Genomic DNA, 19,536 nt, shown 5'->3' on the forward strand with positions numbered 1-19,536 from the left:
CGCTGAGGCTATTTCGTCATGCCGATTTACAAATTAGTATGCGGGCACCTCTCTGGGAAGAGACAAGGTGCCTCCGAAACGGAGACACGTGCCGCGCGCAGTAGGGAGAAGACCGATGTCAGCAGCCGAGGGTCCGCTCGTCGTCGGTGTGGACTCGTCCACCCAGTCCACCAAGGCGCTGGTGGTCGACGCGTCCACCGGCCGGGTGGTCGCGAGCGGCCAGGCGCCGCACTCGGTCTCCTCGGGCGCGGGACGCGAGACCGATCCGCGCCAGTGGTGGGACGCGCTGTGCGAGGCCCTGCGCCAGTGCGGTGATGCGGCGCACGAGGCCGCCGCCGTGTCGGTCGGCGGGCAGCAGCACGGCCTGGTCACCCTGGACGGCCAGGGCGAGCCGGTGCGGCCAGCCCTGCTGTGGAACGACGTCCGCTCGGCACCGCAGGCCCGTCGGCTGACCGAGGAACTGGGCGGCGCGAAGTTCTGGGCCGACCGCACCGGAAGCGTGCCCGCGGCCTCGTTCACGGTCACGAAGTGGGCGTGGCTGGCCGAGCACGAACCGGAGGCGGTGCGTGCCACGAAGGCCGTGCGCCTCCCCCACGACTACCTCACCGAGCGGCTCACCGGGCAGGGCACGACCGACCGCGGCGACGTCTCGGGGACGGGCTGGTGGGCCTCCGGGACCGAGTCGTACGACGAGGAGATCCTCGGGCACGTGGGGCTCGACCCCGCCCTGCTGCCGCGGGTGGTCCGGCCCGGCGAGGTGGCGGGCACGGTGCGCGACGGCCACGACCTGCCGTTCTCCCGGGGCACCCTGGTCGCGCCCGGCACGGGCGACAACGCCGCCGCCGCGCTGGGCCTCGGAGTGCGGCCGGGCGTACCGGTGATGAGCCTCGGCACCTCGGGCACGGTGTATGCCGTGTCGCGGCACCGGCCCGCCGATCCGAGCGGCACGGTGGCGGGCTTCGCGGACGCCCGCGGCGACTGGCTGCCGCTGGCCTGCACCCTGAACTGCACGCTCGCCGTCGACCGTGTCGCGGCGCTGCTGGGTCTGGACCGTGAGGCCGTGGAGCCCGGCACGGCCGTGACGCTCCTGCCCTACCTGGACGGCGAACGCACCCCGAACCTGCCCAACGCCTCCGGCCTGCTGCACGGCCTGCGCCACGACACGACCGCCGGCCAGTTGCTCCAGGCCGCCTACGACGGTGCCGTGCACTCCCTGCTCGGTGCGCTCGACCTGGTCCTCGACGAGGACGCAAACCGTTCGGATCCCCTGCTGCTGATCGGCGGCGGGGCCCGGGGCGCCGCCTGGCAGCAGACCGTGCGGCGGCTGTCGGGGCGTCCCGTTCAGGTACCGGAGGCCAGGGAGCTGGTCGCGCTGGGCGCCGCCGCGCAGGCGGCCGGGCTGCTCACCGGGGAGGACCCGGCTGCGGTCGCACGACGCTGGGACACGGCGGCCGGGCCGGTGCTCGACGCCGTCGAGCGGGACGAGGAGACGCTGGCCAGGATCGCCGGGGTACTCTCCGACGCGGCTCCGCTGCTGGAGCGGCCCACGGACACCCACTGAGGACTGGCGTCAGTCATGACCGCACCGCTGCACGAGGCCCGCCCCTCGGGACCGGGACGCGCGCTGCCCGACACCCAGCAGGGCATGCGCCGCCGCAACCTCGCCCGGGTCCTGCACGCCCTCCGCGCCGAGGGACCGCTGTCCCGGGCCGCCGTCGCCTCACGGATCGGCCTGACCCGGGCGGCGGTCTCGACGCTCGTCGACGAGCTCATCCGCTCGGGGCTCCTCGAAGAGCTGGGGCCGGAGCGGCCCGGCCGGGTGGGCCGGCCCGGTTCCGCGCTCGCCGTCAGCGGCCGCGGCCCGGCGGGCATCGGCGCGGAGGTCGGCGTCGACCATCTCGCGGTCTGCGCCGTCGACCTGCGCGGCACGACCCGGGCGCGGGCGATACGGCAGGGGGCGAACCGCGACCGCTCCCCTGAGCCCGTGCTCGCGGAGCTCACCGAGCTGATCCGGCAGGTCGTCGCCGAGGCGGAGGGCGAGGGCCTGTGGCCGGCCGGACTCGCCGTGGCCGTGCCGGGCCTGGTGGCGCGCGACGCCCGGACCGTCGTGCGCGCCCCCAACCTCGGCTGGCACGACACGGACCTCGGCACACTGCTGCCGGCCGGCCTCCCGCTGACGGTGGACAACGAGGCCAACTTCGGCGCCCTCGCCGAACTCTGGCTGGGTGAGGACACGCCCCGCGACTTCCTGCACGTCTCGGCGGAGATCGGTATCGGTGCGGCGGTCGTGGTGGACGGCGGGCTGCTGCGCGGAACCCGCGGCTTCGCAGGCGAGCTGGGTCACGTGCCGGTGCGGCCGGACGGACCGGAGTGCCCCTGCGGCGGCCGGGGCTGCCTGGAGCAGTACGCGGGTGAGGAGGCCGTGCTGCGCGCGGCCGGCCTGGAACCCGGCGAGGACCGGGTCGGCCTGCTCGCGGGGCGCGCCGCGCAGGGCGACGAGAACGTGCGCCGTGCCCTGCGCGACGCGGGTACGGCCTTCGGCGTGGCCCTGACCGGGGCGGTCAACCTGCTCGACCCGGAGAGCGTGGTCCTGGGCGGGGAACTGTCGGGTCTTGCGCCGTGGCTGCTGCCCTCGCTGCGGGACGAGCTGGCGCGGCGTACGGCAGGTCCGGTCTGCCCCGTGTCCGTGTCCGGACTGGGCCCTGAGGGCCCGCTGCTGGGGGCCGCGCACTCGGTGGTCCGGGCGGTGCTGGACGATCCGGCGGCCGTCGCCGGGCAGGCCTGAAACGGGCTGTCGCCCACAGTCGCCGGCAGGTCCGGTTCGGTTCCCTCCGCCCCGCCCTCCGCCTCGTCCTTCCGTCCCAATCACCCCACCGGGTGAGGGAGTTGTCCACAGTCGCGGCCCCGTCCACCGCATCGTGCCGCGTCCTGCTGACCGGCCCGCAGGCGCCGTAACTTGCTCACACGGGCCGCGGCCGCAACGGCCGCCGCTCCGCAGCTGAGCAAGAGACTCCCTCCGCCGAGCCCGGAAGGCACACACCCATGGAACGGAACATGAAGCGGAACACGGCCCGGCACACGGCCCGGAACACCGAAGAGACCACCCCCTCCCCCAGCAGGCGAGTCCCCAGCAGGCGTGGCATTCTCGTGGGCGCCGCCCTCACCGCCGTCCCCGCCGTCCTGGCCTCCGGCACCCGGGCCGGTGCCCGTCCCCGGGCCGTCGACCACCCCGGAGCGGCGTGGCACCCCGCGAGCCGCAGGAACTACACGCCGTCGAACCGCCCGCGCGCCCACCCACTGCGCTACGTGGTCATCCACGTGGCGCAGACGACCTACTCCGGCACCCTGTCCGTCTTCAGGAACCCCAGGACGAAGGTGTCCGCGCACTACGTGGTGCGCTCCTCCGACGGGCATGTCGCGCAGTGCGTGCGCGATTCCGACATCGCCTGGCACGCGGGGAACTGGGACTACAACACCCGCAGCATCGGCATCGAGCACGAAGGCTGGGTGGACCGGCCCGGGTACTTCACCGACGTCATGTACGAGCGGTCGGCCCGGCTCACCGCGGCGATCTGCGAGAGGTACGACATCCCGAGGAACCGGGCCCACATCATCGGCCATCACGAGGTACCGGGCAGCGACCACACCGACCCGGGCCGGCACTGGGACTGGAAGCGCTACCTCAGACTCGTCAAATCCGCCTGAGAACCAGGTCGGAGGCCCTACGATCCACCTCACGTCCCGGTTACAAATCGCTCAACCCCTGGTTGCGGACCGGTAAGCAGGCGACGATGGGGGCATGACTCTGGCCCAGCGCGCCATGGAGCGCCTGCAGGCCTGGCCCGACCTCATGGCGGGCCCGGCGAGTTGCGGTACCGGAAAGGCGCTCCGTTCCGTCCGTGACGAGATCGTTCACTTCCACTCCTCACGGGACGTGGACCTCCACCTCACTCGCCGGGCCATCCAGCGCATCCATTCCGACCTCGCTGGTTCGAGCGCGATCCACCTGCTGCCCGGATCGGGCTGGGTGACCATCCACCTCGACTGCGAGGCGGACATCGACCTGCTGCTGAGTCTGGTGAGCATCGCCCTCAAGGCCCACCAGGCGCCCCCCGCCGATGACGACGGGCGGCGGCCCGCCGGGTGCAACTTCCGCCGGGTCACCGTGCTTCCGCGTGACGCCGTGGCGGGCGGCTGAACCTTGGCGGACGAACCGGAGGCGGTCAACGCCGAGGCCTGGGACGCGTACGGGGCGCACCATCTGCGACGGGGCACGGTCCTGCCCGAAGTGACGGACATCGGCTGGGGGTTCGCGGGCGGCGGGCCGGGGAGCGAGGTGCTCGGGGAGCTGACGGGCCGACGGGTGCTGGACCTCGGGTGCGGTACGGCCCGGCACGCCGCCCACCTGGTCCGGGCCCACGGCGCGCTGGTGGACGCCGTCGACGCCTCGGCCGGGCAGTACGAGCGGGCCCGGGCACGCTACGGCGAACTGCCCGGGCTGCGGCTGGTGCTCGGCGACGCCGTGGAGCATCTGCGAACGGCGGAGCCGTACGACGTCGTCTACTCCGTCAACGCCGTCCCGTACGTCGACCCGCACCGGCTGCTGCCCGCCCTCGCCGGGGCGCTGAGGCCGGGAGGCAGGCTCTGCTTCACGGTGCTGCACAGCAACAGCCGGGGTGACGGACCGTCGGACCGGGTCGCCGCCCGGCCCGAGGTGCTGCGGCTGGCGGGTGGCGGTGAGGTCACCGTCCGGATGTGGGTGCTCACGCCGGAGCTCTGGACGGCGCTGCTCACCGAGTACGGGCTCCGCGTGGAGGGGATCGACGTCCTCGACACGCCGGAGGAGGGCAACCGGGCCTCCTACCGGCTCTTCCGGGTGACCCGGCCCGTCCGGGTCTCCTCCCGGCCGCGCGTCGACAAGGCGCCGCCGCCGCACGCGGCGATCGGGGTGGGTGCGGTCCTGTACGGTCCGCGCGGGCTGCTTCTGGGCCGGCACCGGCGCGGGACGTGGGAGCTGCCCGGCGGGACGGTCGAGCCCGGCGAGTCGTTGCAGGAGACGGTCGTGCGGGAGCTCGGCGAGGAGACGGGCCTCGCGGCACGGCCCGAGGACGTCCGGCTGCTCGGGACGCTCCTGGACGACGCCGGCGGTGTCGTCCGTGTGACCGTGCCCGCCCTGGTCACCGGCTGGCGCGGGGAGCCGTCGGACCAGCCCGGGGAGAGCGTGGGCCGCTGGCGCTGGTTCGCCCTGGGCCGGCTGCCGGAGCAGCTGTTCGTGTGCAGTGCGCAGGCCCTCACCGCCTGGCGGCCCGGACTGCCGATCGACCACACGCCCGCGCACTACACGCCGTACGCCACCGGAACGGGGGACAGCTGAAGCACCCAGAGGGGTGCGATTTTTCAGCCGTTCCCGCGTGTGGGGTGCTCAGCCGCCCTGCCGGCCCCCGTGGTCTGGTGCACTGCCCCTGAGGGTCCCGACAGTTGACGAGGCATCAGGGGGCACGATGGCAGGTCGTCGCAGGCGACGGGGTGCAGGCAGAGCGGTACTGGCGTTCCTCACGGCGTTCGGCGCGCTGACCGGTGCGGCCCTGGCGGGGGCGGCCCCGGCCGGTGCCGTCCAGAAGGGCGTGCGGGTCGCACCGGGCGTGACGTACGAGGAGTTCGACATCACGGCGGCCAAGGGGGTGACGCACGCACATGTCCTGAGGGTCGACCTGGGCAACCCGCAGGTACGGGTCGATCTGCTGTACCCGGGGGCGGTGGCCGCACGGGGGCGGGTCTCGGCGATGGCGAACAGCCAGGGCGCGGTGGCCGGTGTCAACGGTGACTTCTTCAACATCACCGAGACGCAGCACCCGGGTGTGGAAGCGACCGGCGCGAGTGTGGGTCCGGCGATCGCGGACGGGCGGACCCTCAAGGCGGCGGTGCCGAACGGCCAGCGGTTCGGGCCGGCGCTGCCGCCCGGGACGACCACCGAGGACGTGTTCGGCGTCGGCACCGACGGGCGGGCCCGGCTGGACCGGCTGACCCTGAAGGGGTCGGTGAGTACGGCCGAGGCGCAGCTGCCTCTCGGCGGGCTCAACCAGTACGCGCTGCCGGTGGGTTCGGTCGGGGCGTTCACCTCCGAGTGGGGCAGCGTCTCCCGGGTGCGCGCCACGTGTGGCACGGACACCGACCGTGCCGCTCCGTGCAGCACGGATACCTATGAGGTGACGGTCCGTGACGGCCGGGTCGTCTCGGCCGCCGACACCCCGGGCAGCGGTCCCATCGCCGCGGGGACCACCGTGCTGGTCGGCCGGGAGGCGGGCGCCCAGCAGCTGCGCAAGTTCTCCACCGGCGAGTCGGTCGAGGTCGAGCACGGCCTCGTGGCGGCCGGGGACGGCGTCGCCTACCGGCTCGCCGTCGGCGGCTACCCGGTGCTCTCCGGCGGGCAGCCGCTGCCGGGGCTCGACGACACGACGTCGGCCGTCCGTACCGCCGTGGGAATCGCCGACGGCGGGCGGCGCCTGCTGCTGCTCGCGCTGGACGGCGCCGCCGCCTACCGCAGCGGCCTGACGATCGCCGAGGTCGCCGGCACCCTGCGGAAGCTGGGCGCGGAGGACGCCTTCAGCCTGGACGGCGGCGGGTCGTCGACCCTGGTCGCGCGCAGTCCCGGCGCGAGCGCGGTCTCCGTGCGCAACCATCCCAGCGGCGGCTCCGAACGCCCCGTGCCGAACGGCATCGGCGTGTTCTCGGGGTGACGTTCAGGGCCGCAGGCCGCTGACGATCTCGGCCGTAGCGGTGAGGCCGCTGTGGATGGTGGGGGCGACGCTGGTGCTGGCCAGTGAGAAGCCGAGCAGCAGGCAGACCAGCGCGTGGGAGATCTTCAGTCCGCCGTTGCGCAGGAAGATCACCGCAAGGATCGCGAGCAGCAGCACCACAGAGATGGAAATGGCCATCGTCAACTCCTCCGCCACGCCGCCACGTCCGGTTCACGGCGTTCGGCCGTAAGTGTGGCGTAGCGGAGGGTTCGTCCGGGCGGCTGGGCTGTCCGCCGAACGTGTGGTGTCCCGCTGCCGCCCCTAGGGCCCGTCGTTTGGATCAGGCCGCAGACGCGGGGCGTCGAGGAACGCCGCCAGTCCGGCAAGGTCGTCGGTGTTGAGGTGGTCGACGCCGGCGGCGAGCAGTTCGCCCCAGAGTGCGTCGCGGGCGGGTCCGGCCAGGTCCGGGGTCGCCCAGAACCGCACCTTCTGCCCCCGCTGGTGGGCGGTCCTGACGATGCCCCGCAGCTTCTGCCGCTCGGCGTCCGGGAAGGCGCCAATTCCCCGCCAGGTGAAGTTGAGCGTCCAGTTGTCGCTGATCAGCGGGATGAGGGAGGCGGGTGCCGGGCTGCCGAGGTCGGCGAGGCGCCCGTCGTAGAAGGCGCGCCGGACGGTCTGGGCCTCCATGGGCGCGCGGGCCGCGCGGTCGCCGGAGACCACGGCGGTGACCGGGCCGCGGCGGACGCGGCCATGGGTGTACGTCGTGAACAGGTGCCGGTGGCGCCTGAGGTGGCGGTCGAGTTCGCGGTACGTCGAGGAGCCCTCGGTCTTGATGTCGATGAGCAGTTGCAGTGAGCCGCGGTGGCCCCGGTACACCGTGCCGCGGTTGGCGCGGACGCGGGCGGCGAGCGGGTCGAGGTAGAGGGACTCCAGGGTGCGGGAGGGGTCGAGGTCCTCCGGATCGTGGGCGACGAGGAGCTGGTCGCCCACGAGGTAGATGTCCGCCTCGACGCTGCCGAAGCGGTGGTCGAGGGCGTCGAACAGGGGGCGCGGGTGCTCGTAGTCGTTGTGGGCGTGGGCGCGCCACAACGGGCGGGGCCTGTGCGTGCGTTCACCGGCCTGTGCGGGGGCGGCGGGGAGGGCGATCGAGCCCGCGAGGGCCGCGCCGAGGGTGGTGAGGGCCGTGCGACGGGTGGTGAGGGCCATGCTCTGCCTCCCTGGGGATGCCGTACGGGGACCCTGCGAGTATGGGGTCCCGACAGCTCAAGGAGCAGGCCTGGGGGCGGAGTTGGCCGGACCGCCGCCACGCGTTCACTTCACCGGGCCGGGCGCCCGGAAAGGCCCGCCCCTGGTGGGACGGGCCTTTCGGGGATCCAGCCGTTCAACGGCCTCGGCGGACGGACGTCAGGGGGCCTGGAGGTCGGCCAGTGCCGTCAGTGCCTCCCGGTGGGCGCCCGGCGTGCCGTAGGCGATCGAGTCGGCCTTGGCGCGCTTGAGGTAGAGATGCACGGGGTGCTCCCACGTCATGCCGATGCCGCCGTGCAGTTGCAGGGCTTCCTCGGCGGCGTGCACGGCCACGGGCGCCGCATAGGCCTGGGAGACGGTGACGGCCATGTCCACGTCGTGGCCGTTCGCCAGGGCGTCGGCAGCGTTGCGGGCGGCCGCACGGGTGTTGACGACTTCCAGCCACAGCTGGGCCAGCCGGTGCTTGATCGCCTGGAAGCCGCCGACGGGCCGGTTGAACTGCTTGCGTTCCTTCAGGTAGCGGACGGTCTCCGTCAGCGTCCACTCGGCGAGCCCGAACTGCTCGGAGGCGAGCAGTCCGGCGCCGGCCCGCAGTGCTCGGCGCACGGCGGGTTCGGCGTCGCCCAGCAGCCGGCCCCGCACCCCGTCGAGGGTGACGGTCGCGAGCGGCCGGGTCAGGTCCAGGGAGGTCTGGGGCGTGACGGTCGCGGTGGTGGCGTCGACGGCGTACAGACCGCCGTCGTCGGCGGGAACGAGCAGCACGTCGGCGACGGCCGCGTCGGCGATGCCGGTCAGTTCGCCGTGCAGCAGCCCGTCCTCGTGCCGGACGACCCGGTAGGCGGCGCCCGGCGCGACGTTGAGGGCGACCGCGAGCGCGCCGATCGTCGTGCCGGTCGCGAGGTCGCGCAGGAGGTCGTCGGTGCCGCAGGCCAGCAGGGCCTCGGTGGCGACGACCGCGCTCGTCAGGTAGGGCACGGGCGCGACCGCGCGTCCCAGTTCCTCCAGCACGACGGCGGCTTCGCGGTGCGTGGCGCCCTGGCCGTCCAGTTCCTCGGGGACGAGCAGGCCGGCGAGGCCCATGCCGTCGGTGAGCGCCTTCCACAGGGCCAGGTGGTGCGGGGTGCCCGACTCGGTGCGGGCGATGACGCCGGGGGCGTCGCAGTGGTCGGTGAGCAGGTCGCGTACGGCCGCGCGCAGCGCCTCTTCCTCTTCCGAGTACAACAGGTCGCTCATCGGGCGAGGTCCTTCCAGGCGACGTCCTTGTCGGTGCGCGGCTCGGGGGGCAGGCCCAGGACGCGCTCGGCGACGATGTTCAGCAGGACCTCGCTGGTCCCGCCCTCGATGCTGTTGCCCTTGGAGCGCAGGTAGCGGTATCCCGCTTCGCGGCCGGTGAAGTCGACCAGCTCCGGGCGCCGCATGGTCCAGTCGTCGTACAGCAGGCCCTCCTCGCCGAGGAGTTCCACCTCCAGGCCGCTGATCTCCTGGTTGAGGCGGGCGAAGGCCAGCTTCATGCCGGCGCCCTCGGGGCCGGGCTGGCCCGCGACGAGCTGCTGGCGCAGCCGCTCGGCGGTGAGGCGGGAGACCTCGGACTCCACCCACAGCTTCAGCAGCCGCTGGTGCAGGTCGTGGGTGCGCAGTTCGGGCCGCTCGCGCCAGGTCTTCGAGATCGGGCCGATCATGCCGCCCTCGCGGGGCAGCCGCATCCCGCCGATGGCCACGCGCTCGTTGTTGAGCGTGGTCTGGGCGACCTTCCAGCCGTCACCGATCTCGCCGAGGCGGCGCGTGTCGGGGATGCGGACGCCGGTGAGGAACACCTCGTTGAACTCGGCCTCGCCGGTGACCTGCCGCAACGGGCGCACCTCGACGCCCGGGTCGGTCATGTCGCAGACGAAGTACGTGATGCCCCGGTGCTTGGGCACGTCCGGGTCGGTGCGGGCGATGAGGATCGCCCAGCGCGCCACATGGGCGCTGGACGTCCACACCTTCTGCCCGTTGACGACCCAGTCCTCGCCCTCCCGCACGGCCCGGGTGCCCAGGGCGGCGAGGTCGGATCCGGCGCCCGGCTCGCTGAACAGCTGGCACCAGACCTCCTCACCCGTCCACAACGGCCTGAGGAACCGCCGCTTCTGCTCCTCGGTACCGAACTGGAGGATCGTCGGCGCGGCCATGCCCAGGCCGATGCCGATGCGCCGCGGGTCGTTGTCGGGCGCCCCGGCGGCCTCCAGCTCGGCGTCCACGACGGCCTGGAGGGAGCGGGGAGCACCGAGTCCGCCGAGGCCCTCCGGGTAGTGCACCCAGGCGAGTCCGGCGTCGAAGCGGGCCCGCAGGAAGTCCAGGCGGTCGGTGGAGGCCGGCGGATGGGCCGCCAGCAACTCCCGGGTACGGCTGCGCAGTTCCTCGGAGCCGGTCATGCTGCCTCCTCCATGACGACCGCGATCCTGCCGGTGGTCAGACCGTCCGCCACCTTCTGCACGGCGTCGGCGGCGCCGCCGAGCGGGACGCGCTCGCTCACCAGCGGCTTGATCGCGCCCCGGGCGGCCAGATCGGTGAGCTGCTCGTGGCAGTGCTGGACCAGCTTGGGGTTCTTGGTGTTGTACAGGCCCCAGTGCAGGCCGAGGATCGAGTAGTTCTTCACCAGGGCGTGGTTCAGGCCGGGGCTGGGGATCGTGCCGCTGGCGAAGCCGACGACCACGATGCGCCCCTCGAAGGCGACGGCCTTGGCGGACTGGGTGTAGGCCTCGCCGCCGACCGGGTCGTAGATCACGTCGGCGCCCCGGCCGCCGGTGGCCTCCTTGACGGCGGCGACGACGTCCTCGGAACGCCGGTCGATCACGACGTCACAACCCAGCTCGCGGGCGACGGCCGCCTTCCCGGAGCCGCCGACGACACCGATGACGGTGGCGCCGGCGGCCTTCCCGAGCTGCACGGCCGCGCTGCCGACCCCTCCAGCGGCAGCGTGGACGAGCAGGGTCTCGCCGGCCTCCAGACCGGCCCGGCGGTGCAGACCGAACCAGCCGGTCTGGTAGCCGATGTGCAGGGCCGCGGCCTCGGCGTCGTCCAGGGCGTCCGGCGCGGGCAGCAGTGCGGCGGTGTCCGCGACGGCGTATTCGGCGAAGCCGCCGTGCGGCAGCGCCGGGTTGGCGATGACGCGGCGGCCGTCCTCGGTCTCGCCGCAGATCTCCACGCCCGGGGTGAACGGCAGCGGCGGCCGGACCTGGTAGTGGCCGCGGCAGAGCAGGGCGTCCGGGAAGTTGATGTTGGCCGCGCGCACCTTCAGCAGGACCTGGCCGTCACCGGGGGTGGGCGGTTCCACGTCCTGGAGCCGCATCACCTCGCCCGGCTCGCCGTTCTCGTGCACTTGCCATGCCTGCATGCGGGGCCTCCACGGGGGACTGCTGTGTCTGACCGGGGTCGGTTCGCATACTAAGCGGTCGCTTGCCCATCAGGGAACAGTCTCCGGGCAAAGTCCCGCGCAGAGGTTTCACCCTTGGGTCACCGTGGGTCACGCACCCTTCGGCCGCGCCCGCACGTGCATCCGCTCACCTTGCGGCCCGAACAGGCTGAGGAACTCCACCGGCCCCTCCCCCGTCGACCCGAACCAGTGCGGCACCCGGGTGTCGAACTCGGCGGCCTCCCCCGCCGTGAGCACCACGTCGTGCTCGCCCAGCACCAGGCGCAGCTTCCCGGACAGCACGTACAGCCACTCGTAGCCCTCGTGCGTCCGGGGATCCGGCTCCTGCCTGCGCTTCGGTTCGAGGACCTTGTAGGCCTGCAGGCCGCCGGGCTGGCGAGTGAGCGGCCAGTGGGTGCGGCCGCCCATCACGATCGGCTTGGACCGCACGCGCGGATCACCGGCCGGCGGGGCGCCGACCAGTTCGTCCAGCGCCACCTGGTGGGCGCGCGCGATCGGCAGCAGCAGTTCCAGACTGGGTTTACGCAGGCCGGACTCCAGCCGCGAGAGGGTGCTGACGGAGATGCCGGTGGTCTCGGAGAGCGCCGCCAGGGTCACCTCCCGGTCCTTGCGCATCTGCCGCAGCCGGGGGCCCACGCCCGCGAGTACCTCGTCCGTCGTCATGGCCGTATTGCAGTTTCGGCAACGTTGTTTGTCAATCCCGCAGCGCACGGGCGACGCTCGGCAGCGGAGGTGGTCACATGACCGAGAAGTACGCAGTGGTCGTCATCGGCGGGGGCGCGGCGGGCCTGTCCGCCGCGCTGGTGCTGGGGCGGGCCCGGCACCGCACGCTGGTGATCGACGCGGGTGAGCCGCGCAACGCGCCCGCCGCGCACATGCAGGGCTACCTGTCCCGGGACGGCATGCCGCCCGCCGAGTTCCTGGCCGCCGGCCGGGAGGAGACCGCGCGCTACGGCGTGGACCTCGTCCGGGACCGGGTGGTGGCGGTGGAGAAGGGCGGGGACTTCACCGTGGTGTCGGCCGGCGGCCGGAGCGTGCGCGCCCGGCGGCTCGTCGTCGCGACCGGGCTGAAGGACGAGCTGCCCGCGGTGCCCGGGGTCGCCGAGCGGTTCGGCCGGGACGTGCTGCACTGCCCCTTCTGCCACGGCTGGGAGGTGCGCGACCAGCCGTTCGGGGTGCTCGCCAGGAGCCCGGCGAGCGTGCACCAGGCGCTGATGGTGTCCCAGTGGTCGAAGGACGTGCGGTTCTTCCTGCACACCGTCGCCGAGGAGGAGCTCTCCGACGAGGATCTGCGCCGGCTCGCCGCGGCCGGGGTGGACGTGGTGCCCGGGGAGGTCGCGGAGCTGGTGACCGAGGACGACCGGCTCACCGGCGTCCGGCTCGCGGACGGTACGACGCACCCCCGCTCGGTGCTGTTCACCGCCCCGCGGGCCGTGCCGCAGACCGGCCTGCTGGAGCGGCTCGGGGCCGAGCTGCACGAGACGCCGTTCGGCGCGTACCCGGTGGTCGACGCGACCGGCCTGACGACCGTGCCCGGCGTGTGGGCCGCGGGCAACGCCATCGGCTTCTCCGAGCAGGTCGTGCACGCGGCGAGCGGCGGGTACCGGGCGGCCTCCGCGATCGTCGCCGACCTGCTGATGACGGACCTCGATGCGGCAGTGCGGCGGCACAGCCCGGCGTGATCACGCGCCGCTCAGCGGGCCACGGCCGGGGTCAGGAGAGGCGCAGGTCGACCCAGGGAACGGTCTCGCCCGGCAGCACGTACCGCTCGATCTCGACGAAGCCGTGCGCGCGGGCGAACCGCAGCCCGTCCTCGTTGGAGGACAGGACCACCGTTTCGATGACCTCGGCACCCGCCTTCCGCGCGCGGGCCAGCCCGCGCGCGTAGAGCTCCCCGCCGAATCCCCGCCCGCGGTGGGGGCCGAGCACGCGGGCGATCACCGTGGCCGTCGCGGTGTCGTCCGCCGGCGGGCGTACGGTGCTGCTGCCCACGAGCACCTCCCCGAGGTAGGCGACCTCCAGGTGATGGCGCTCCGCGCGGTCACGGGCGTCGTCCATCGAGAGATGGTGCGTGGGGATGACCGTGTTGTGGACGTGCTGCCAGTCCCTGAGCGCGCTGTCGTCGTCAGGGCGGCGGATGCGGAGTTCGGACATCGCAGCAGAAGAACCCGCGTGCTCCGCGTGCGTCAACCGGTTTGCCGCCGCGCCTCCGCAGCGGGGCGGGGACCGGTGCCGTACGCCCGGTCAAGCCGCGCCGGGCCGCCGGACCCGGTCGCCCAGGTGTAGAGGCCCCCTCTGAGGTGCACCATGGCTGCATGCTGCTGCACCGGCTGGCCCGAGTATCCCAGGAGGTGGCCGCCACCTCGGCGCGGTCCCGCAAGACGGCCCTGCTCGCGGAGCTGTTCCGGGACGCCGAGGCGGAGGACGTGCCCGTCGTCATCCCGTACCTCGCGGGACGGCTGCCGCAGGGCCGGATCGGCGTCGGCTGGAAGGTGCTGAGCCGGTCGGTCGAACCGGCCGCCGAGCCGAGTCTGACCGTGCGGGACGTGGACGCCCGGCTCGCGGAGCTCGCCGCGGTGTCCGGCCCCGGCTCCCAGGCGGAACGGACCCGGCTGGTCGCGGAGTTGATGGGCGCGGCCACCGAGACCGAGCAGCGGTTCCTGCTGGGCCTGCTCACCGGCGAGGTCCGGCAGGGGGCCCTGGACGCGGTGGCCGTCGAGGGACTGGCCCAGGCGACCGGGGCCCCCGCCGCGGACGTCCGGCGGGCCGTGATGCTCGCGGGTTCCCTCCAGACGGTCGCCGAGGCGCTGCTGGCGGACGGCCCCGCCTCCCTCGACCGCTTCCGTCTCACCGTGGGCCGCCCGGTGCTGCCGATGCTGGCGCACAGCGCCTCCTCGGTGGCCGAGGCCGTCGACAAGCTGGGCGGCTGCGCGGTGGAGGAGAAGCTGGACGGCATCCGCGTCCAGGTGCACCGCGACGGCGACACCGTGCGGCTCTACACCCGCACCCTCGACGACATCACGGACCGTCTGCCCGAAGTGACGGCCGCCGCGCTTCAGTTGCGGGGCGAGCGGTTCATCCTGGACGGCGAGGTGATCTCCTTCGACGAGGGCGGGCGCCCCCGCTCGTTCCAGGAGACCGCCGGCCGGGTCGGCTCCCGCACGGACGTGGCGACGGCCGCCCGCGCGGTGCCGGTCTCCCCCGTCTTCTTCGACGCGCTGTCCGTCGACGGCCACGACCTGCTCGACCTGCCCTTCGCCGAGCGGCACGCCGAGCTGGCCCGCCTGGTGCCCGAGCCGATGCGGGTGCGGCGCACGCTGGTGTCGGGGCCGGACGAAACGCCCGCGGCGGAGGAGTTCCTCGCCGAGACGCTGAAGCGCGGCCACGAGGGCGTCGTGGCCAAGGCGCTCGACGCCCCCTACAGCGCGGGGCGGCGCGGTGCCTCCTGGCTGAAGGTCAAGCCCGTCCACACCCTCGACCTGGTCGTGCTGGCCGCCGAGTGGGGCCACGGCCGCCGCACCGGCAAGCTCTCCAACCTCCACCTGGGCGCCCGCACCGCCGACGGCGGCCTCGCCATGCTCGGCAAGACCTTCAAGGGCATGACCGACGCGATGCTCACCTGGCAGACCGAACGGCTCCAGAAGCTCGCCGTCGACACCGACGACCACGTGGTGACCGTCCGCCCGGAACTCGTCGTCGAGATCGCCTACGACGGGCTGCAGCGCTCCACCCGCTACCCGGCCGGCGTGACCCTCCGCTTCGCCCGGGTGGTCCGCTACCGGGAGGACAAGCGCCCGGAGGACGCCGACACGGTCGAGACGCTGCTGGCCGCCCATCCGGGGGTGAAGCCGTGAAGCGCAGTGCGGGTCTGCTGCTCTTCCACACCACGGACAACGGCCTCGAAGTGCTGCTCGGCCACATGGGCGGCCCGTTCTTCACCCGGCGCGACGCCGGGGCATGGACCGTGATCAAGGGCGAGTACGAGCCTGACGAGCCCGCCTGGGAGGCCGCCCGGCGTGAGTTCCGGGAGGAACTGGGGCTGCCCCCGCCCGACGGCGAGGCCATCGACCTCGGCGAGGTCCGGCAGACGGGCGGCAAGATCGTCACGGCGTGGGCGGTCCGGGCGGATCTCGATCCGGCGACGATCACGCCCGGCACCTTCCGGATGGAGTGGCCGCCGCACTCCGGACGGCTCCAGGAGTTCCCCGAACTGGACCGGGTGGCGTGGTTCGGGCTCGACCGGGCCCGCTCGGTGATCGTCAAGGCCCAGGCGGCGTTTCTCGACCGGCTGGCGGAGCACTCGCCCTGAGGAGACGCTCCCGCGTTGCGCTCCCCTGCGCCGCGCGGGAAGGTCGAGACACAGCCCGCTCCGAGGGAGGTCAGCCATGCCCATCGCAACGGTGAACCCGGCGAACGGCGAGACGCTCAAGACGTACGAGGCCATGGGCGAGCAGGAGATCGAGCGCCGGCTCCAGCTCGCCGAGGCCACGTTCCGCACGTACCGGACGACGACCTTCGACGAGCGCGCCCGGCTGCTGCACCGGGCCGCCGACCTCCTCGAAGAGGACCAGCAGGACATCGCCCGCGTCATGACCACCGAGATGGGCAAGCCGATCCAGCAGGCCCGGGCCGAGGCGGCGAAGTGCGCCAAGGCGATGCGCTGGTACGCCGACCACGCCGGGGAACTGCTCGCCGATGAGGAGCCCGCCGACTCCGACGTGAAGGACTCCGGAGCCTCCCGTGTCCGGGTGCGCTACCGCCCGCTCGGGCCGGTGCTCGCGGTGATGCCGTGGAACTTCCCGCTGTGGCAGGTGGTCCGGTTCGCCGCTCCCGCGCTGATGGCGGGCAACGTGGGCCTGCTGAAGCACGCCTCGAACGTCCCCCAGACCGCCCTCTACCTGGAGGATCTCTTCCACCGTGCGGGCTTCACGGAGGGCACCTTCCAGACCCTGCTGATCGGCTCCGCCGCGGTCGACGAGATCCTGCGCGACGAGCGGGTCAAGGCCGCCACCCTCACGGGCAGCGAGCCCGCGGGACGCGCGGTCGCCTCCACGGCCGGAGAAATGATCAAGAAGACGGTGCTGGAGCTGGGCGGGAGCGACCCGTTCGTCGTGATGCCCTCCGCCGACATCGACCGCGCCGCGAAGACCGCGGTGACCGCACGGGTGCAGAACACCGGGCAGTCGTGCATCGCCGCGAAGCGTTTCATCGTGCACACGGACGTCTACGACGCCTTCGCTGAGCGTTTCGCCGAGGGCATGAAGGCGCTGAAGGTCGGCGACCCCATGGCCGACGACACCCAGGTGGGCCCGCTCTCCAGCGAGCAGGGACTGCGCGATCTGGAAGAGCTGGTCGACGACGCGGTGCGCAGCGGGGCGCAGGTGCTGTGCGGTGGCGAACGGCCGGACGGGCCGGGGTGGTACTACACGCCGACGATCCTCGCCGGCATCACCCGCGAGATGCGGATCCACCGGGAGGAGGCCTTCGGGCCGGTCGCCACGCTATACCGGGCGGCCGACCTGGACGAGGCCGTGCTGATCGCGAACGATTCACCGTTCGGACTGAGTTCGAACGTGTGGACGCGGGACGAGGACGAGGTCGACCGGTTCGTGCGGGATCTGGAGGCCGGCGGGGTGTTCTTCAATGGCATGACGGCGTCCCATCCGGCGTTCCCGTTCGGCGGTGTGAAGCGGTCCGGGTACGGGCGTGAGCTGTCCGGGCACGGAATCCGGGAGTTCTGCAACATCACCACTGTTTGGCATGGTGCGTGAGTGTTGCGGGGCTACGATCCCGTCTGTGAACCGCGAAGTGACTCTGCCTCTGATCGTCGACGACCGCGGGACCTTGCAGGTGGCTGCGGCGGATGTCAGCAAGCTGTTGCGGACCGTGGGGGGTCGGTGGGTGCGGCTGGTGGAGGGCGGGGAGTCGGGGCTGGACGAGGACACGGTTGCCGAGTTGGCCATCGAGCTGGCGAAACTGGCCGATCGGATCGATGTGGCCTGCATCGCACACAGCAGTGGGACCGCGACCTGAGCCGTGCGGCACAGTCCCGCCGCCCCTAGGGAGTCGCACTCAGCGCGTCCCAGAACATCGCCTCGTACGTCTGGAGCAGCCGGCCGTAGGTGCCTGCTCGCTTCTCGTCGAGGCGCCCCGCGTCCAGAGCCGCCTGCACCGCCGCCGTCGCCAGCCGGTCCAGGTCGGGTGACGGCTCGGCGAAGAAGTCGAAGAAGGCGCAGGCCTCGTCGGTGAAGCCGTAGTGCTCGCGCAGGGCGGTGGCGATGGTCGCGCAATAGCCGCCCCACGCCGAGAAGTTGGCCGTCAGGGCCAGGACCACGTCCGCCGGTGCGGCGTTGAGCGCCAGCCAGGCCACGTACGCGGGGTACGCCTGGCAGCCGGGAAGCGGCTCGTTCGACACCCCCTGTGCGCTGCACGCCCGTGCGAAGGCGGCCAGGTGCTCGCCCGCCAGCGCCTCGCCCTGCGCGAGGGTCGTGAAGAAGGCCGCGGCCTCCGGATCGGCCGCTGCGGAGCGGACGGCGAGGTGCTCGAACGCGCGGCGGTCCGCGGGGATCACCCAGGTCTGTTCCAGGGCGAGCGCGGCGAGGGTGGCGCGGGGTGCCGTGCCGGCGGCGATCCGGGGGACCAAGGGGTTGGCCTCCGGGTCCGGGGCGAGGGCCGCCGTGGTCGTCCGCAACAGGTCCCTGGCCGGGTGCGTCATCGCTTCCTCCGTCGTCGAGGGGTCGGCACGAGCCTGGCACGGCGTCCCCGATGCCAGCAGTCCCTCGCGGAGCCGACGTGCCCGCACGGGTTCGCAACCCGACGGGCACGCCGACGACGGCCTTCGGGCCGTGCTAGCGGATCGGCACGCCGGCGAGGGTCCGGGCGATCACCAGGCGCTGGATCTCGCTCGTGCCCTCGAAGATGGTGTAGATGGCCGCGTCCCGGTGCATGCGCTCGACCGGATACTCGCGGGTGTAGCCGTTGCCGCCGAGGATCTGGATCGCCTGGGCCGTGACCTTCTTGGCCGTCTCGCTCGCGAACAGCTTGGACATCGAGCCCTCGGCCGCCGTGAACGGCTTGCCGTTGACCGCCATCCAGGAGGCCCGCCAGACGAGGAGCCGGGCGGCGTCGATGGACGTGCGCATGTCCGCGAGCTGGAACGCCACGCCCTGGTTGTCGACGATCGGCCGTCCGAACTGCTCCCGGGTGGTGGCGTAGTCGAGGGCGACCTCGTAGGCGGCGCGGGCGGTGCCGACGGCCATGGCGCCGACGGCCGGGCGCGAGGCCTCGAACGTGGCCATCGCCGCGTTCTTCACGCGCTCCCCGCCCTGCCGGGCCTTCTCCCGGGCACGGGCGAGCCGCTCGTCGAGCTTCTCCTTGCCGCCGAGCAGACAGGAGCCGGGCACCCGCACGTTGTCCAGGACGACCTCGGCGGTGTGCGACGCGCGGATGCCGTGCTTCTTGAACTTCTGGCCCTGGGACAGCCCCTCGGTGCCCGGCGGGATGATGAAGGAGGCGTGGCCCTTGGAGCCGAGCTCGGGGTCGACGACCGCGACCACGACATGGACGTTGGCGATGCCGCCGTTGGTCGCCCAGGTCTTGGTGCCGTTGAGCACCCACTCGTCCTTGGCCTCGTCGTACACGGCCCGGGTGCGCATGGAGGCCACGTCGGAGCCGGCGTCGGGCTCGGAGGAGCAGAAGGCGGCGACCTTGACGTCGTTGGCGTCGCCGTACATCTGGGGGATCCAGGTGCCGATCTGCTCCTCGGTGCCGTTGGCGAGGACGCCGACGGCGGCGAGGCCGGTGCCGACGATGGACAGGGCTATGCCCGCGTCGCCCCAGAACAGCTCCTCCATCGCCATGGGGATACCGAGGCCGGTGGGGTCGAAGTACTGCTGGGCGTAGAAGTCCAGGGAGTAGATGCCGACCTTGGCGGCCTCCTGGATGACCGGCCAGGGAGTCTCCTCACGCTCGTCCCATTCGGCGGCCGCGGGGCGGATCACATCGGCCGCGAAGCCGTGGAGCCAGTCCCGGACCTCCTTCTGTTCGTCGTTGAGCTCCATGGTGAACTCGGCCATGTCGTCCCCTCCAGCGGCACACATGCATGTTACTTGCGGTAACAGCAGTCTGTTACCGGTGGGTAGT

General features: G+C 73.0%; 20 protein-coding genes. 11 read left to right on the forward strand and 9 right to left on the reverse strand.

What is annotated here, in order from left to right:
- Nucleotides 1–115 precede the first annotated feature (115 nt).
- The 6 genes from xylB to OO68_RS06835 all read left to right on the forward strand — a co-directional run bounded on the left by xylB (nucleotide 116) and on the right by OO68_RS06835 (nucleotide 6,737).
- The gene (gene xylB / locus OO68_RS06810; protein ID WP_033307210.1) at nucleotides 116–1,561 is read left to right on the forward strand and encodes a xylulokinase; all 1,446 of its coding nucleotides are present in this window, start codon (nucleotides 116–118) and stop codon (nucleotides 1,559–1,561) included.
- 15 nt (nucleotides 1,562–1,576) lie between these two features.
- Nucleotides 1,577–2,785: an ROK family transcriptional regulator gene (locus OO68_RS06815; RefSeq protein ID WP_033307211.1), complete on the forward strand. Its 1,209-nt coding sequence runs from the start codon at nucleotides 1,577–1,579 to the stop codon at nucleotides 2,783–2,785.
- A gap of 269 nt (nucleotides 2,786–3,054) precedes the next feature.
- Nucleotides 3,055–3,705 (forward strand): N-acetylmuramoyl-L-alanine amidase, encoded by a 651-nt coding sequence (locus tag OO68_RS06820; RefSeq protein WP_033307521.1) that lies wholly within the window; start codon nucleotides 3,055–3,057, stop codon nucleotides 3,703–3,705.
- Between the two features lie 94 nt (nucleotides 3,706–3,799).
- Entirely contained in the window at nucleotides 3,800–4,198 is a 399-nt protein-coding gene (locus OO68_RS06825; protein WP_033307212.1) for a luciferase domain-containing protein, read from the forward strand.
- 3 nt (nucleotides 4,199–4,201) lie between these two features.
- Nucleotides 4,202–5,374, forward strand: coding sequence for a bifunctional class I SAM-dependent methyltransferase/NUDIX hydrolase (locus OO68_RS06830; RefSeq protein WP_033307213.1), 1,173 nt, complete (start codon nucleotides 4,202–4,204; stop codon nucleotides 5,372–5,374).
- 127 nt (nucleotides 5,375–5,501) lie between these two features.
- Nucleotides 5,502–6,737, forward strand: a complete 1,236-nt coding sequence (locus OO68_RS06835; RefSeq protein ID WP_033307214.1) for a phosphodiester glycosidase family protein — start codon at nucleotides 5,502–5,504, stop codon at nucleotides 6,735–6,737.
- 3 nt (nucleotides 6,738–6,740) lie between these two features.
- Here OO68_RS06835 and OO68_RS06840 read toward each other — a convergent pair whose 3' ends face one another.
- From OO68_RS06840 to OO68_RS06865, 6 genes are all read right to left on the reverse strand, one after another.
- The gene (locus OO68_RS06840) at nucleotides 6,741–6,935 is read right to left on the reverse strand and encodes a hypothetical protein (protein ID WP_033307215.1); all 195 of its coding nucleotides are present in this window, start codon (nucleotides 6,933–6,935) and stop codon (nucleotides 6,741–6,743) included.
- A gap of 123 nt (nucleotides 6,936–7,058) precedes the next feature.
- Entirely contained in the window at nucleotides 7,059–7,943 is an 885-nt protein-coding gene (locus tag OO68_RS06845) for a phosphatidylinositol-specific phospholipase C/glycerophosphodiester phosphodiesterase family protein (RefSeq protein ID WP_033307216.1), read from the reverse strand.
- 198 nt (nucleotides 7,944–8,141) lie between these two features.
- Nucleotides 8,142–9,215 carry an acyl-CoA dehydrogenase family protein gene (locus tag OO68_RS06850; RefSeq protein WP_033307217.1) on the reverse strand — a complete coding sequence of 358 codons (1,074 nt, stop codon included), beginning with the start codon at nucleotides 9,213–9,215 and terminating at the stop codon, nucleotides 8,142–8,144.
- Entirely contained in the window at nucleotides 9,212–10,393 is a 1,182-nt protein-coding gene (locus OO68_RS06855) for an acyl-CoA dehydrogenase family protein (RefSeq protein ID WP_033307218.1), read from the reverse strand. The genes OO68_RS06850 and OO68_RS06855 overlap by 4 nt, the downstream gene beginning before the upstream one ends.
- Nucleotides 10,390–11,355, reverse strand: coding sequence for an NADPH:quinone oxidoreductase family protein (locus OO68_RS06860; RefSeq protein ID WP_033307219.1), 966 nt, complete (start codon nucleotides 11,353–11,355; stop codon nucleotides 10,390–10,392). The genes OO68_RS06855 and OO68_RS06860 overlap by 4 nt, the downstream gene beginning before the upstream one ends.
- A gap of 129 nt (nucleotides 11,356–11,484) precedes the next feature.
- Nucleotides 11,485–12,057 carry a helix-turn-helix domain-containing protein gene (locus tag OO68_RS06865; protein WP_033307220.1) on the reverse strand — a complete coding sequence of 191 codons (573 nt, stop codon included), beginning with the start codon at nucleotides 12,055–12,057 and terminating at the stop codon, nucleotides 11,485–11,487.
- A gap of 77 nt (nucleotides 12,058–12,134) precedes the next feature.
- Between OO68_RS06865 and OO68_RS06870 the strand changes: the two genes are divergently transcribed.
- Nucleotides 12,135–13,076 (forward strand): NAD(P)/FAD-dependent oxidoreductase, encoded by a 942-nt coding sequence (locus OO68_RS06870; RefSeq protein ID WP_033307221.1) that lies wholly within the window; start codon nucleotides 12,135–12,137, stop codon nucleotides 13,074–13,076.
- A 31-nt stretch (nucleotides 13,077–13,107) separates the two neighbouring features.
- Here OO68_RS06870 and OO68_RS06875 read toward each other — a convergent pair whose 3' ends face one another.
- Complete coding sequence (locus OO68_RS06875) at nucleotides 13,108–13,548, reverse strand: GNAT family N-acetyltransferase (protein ID WP_033307222.1); 441 nt, start codon at nucleotides 13,546–13,548, stop codon at nucleotides 13,108–13,110.
- A gap of 161 nt (nucleotides 13,549–13,709) precedes the next feature.
- Here OO68_RS06875 and OO68_RS06880 point away from each other — a divergent pair, with 161 nt between their 5' ends.
- The 4 genes from OO68_RS06880 to OO68_RS06895 all read left to right on the forward strand — a co-directional run bounded on the left by OO68_RS06880 (nucleotide 13,710) and on the right by OO68_RS06895 (nucleotide 17,427).
- On the forward strand, nucleotides 13,710–15,248 hold the full coding sequence (locus OO68_RS06880; protein WP_033307223.1) for an ATP-dependent DNA ligase: 1,539 nt from the start codon (nucleotides 13,710–13,712) through the stop codon (nucleotides 15,246–15,248).
- Nucleotides 15,245–15,703 carry an NUDIX hydrolase gene (locus OO68_RS06885; RefSeq protein WP_033307224.1) on the forward strand — a complete coding sequence of 153 codons (459 nt, stop codon included), beginning with the start codon at nucleotides 15,245–15,247 and terminating at the stop codon, nucleotides 15,701–15,703. The genes OO68_RS06880 and OO68_RS06885 overlap by 4 nt, the downstream gene beginning before the upstream one ends.
- Nucleotides 15,704–15,779: 76 nt before the next feature.
- Nucleotides 15,780–17,165 (forward strand): NADP-dependent succinic semialdehyde dehydrogenase, encoded by a 1,386-nt coding sequence (locus OO68_RS06890; RefSeq protein WP_033307225.1) that lies wholly within the window; start codon nucleotides 15,780–15,782, stop codon nucleotides 17,163–17,165.
- 25 nt (nucleotides 17,166–17,190) lie between these two features.
- A complete protein-coding gene (locus OO68_RS06895) occupies nucleotides 17,191–17,427 on the forward strand; it encodes a DUF6213 family protein (RefSeq protein WP_033307522.1) in 237 nt (78 codons plus the stop codon).
- A 25-nt stretch (nucleotides 17,428–17,452) separates the two neighbouring features.
- Here OO68_RS06895 and OO68_RS06900 read toward each other — a convergent pair whose 3' ends face one another.
- On the reverse strand, nucleotides 17,453–18,109 hold the full coding sequence (locus OO68_RS06900) for a TenA family protein (protein ID WP_033307226.1): 657 nt from the start codon (nucleotides 18,107–18,109) through the stop codon (nucleotides 17,453–17,455).
- 133 nt (nucleotides 18,110–18,242) lie between these two features.
- Entirely contained in the window at nucleotides 18,243–19,469 is a 1,227-nt protein-coding gene (locus OO68_RS06905) for an acyl-CoA dehydrogenase family protein (RefSeq protein ID WP_033307227.1), read from the reverse strand.
- Between the last annotated feature and the right edge of the window lie 67 nt (nucleotides 19,470–19,536).

It is taken from the genome of Streptomyces iakyrus, assembly GCF_000717055.1.
Taxonomy (GTDB): Bacteria; Actinomycetota; Actinomycetes; order Streptomycetales; family Streptomycetaceae; genus Streptomyces; species Streptomyces iakyrus.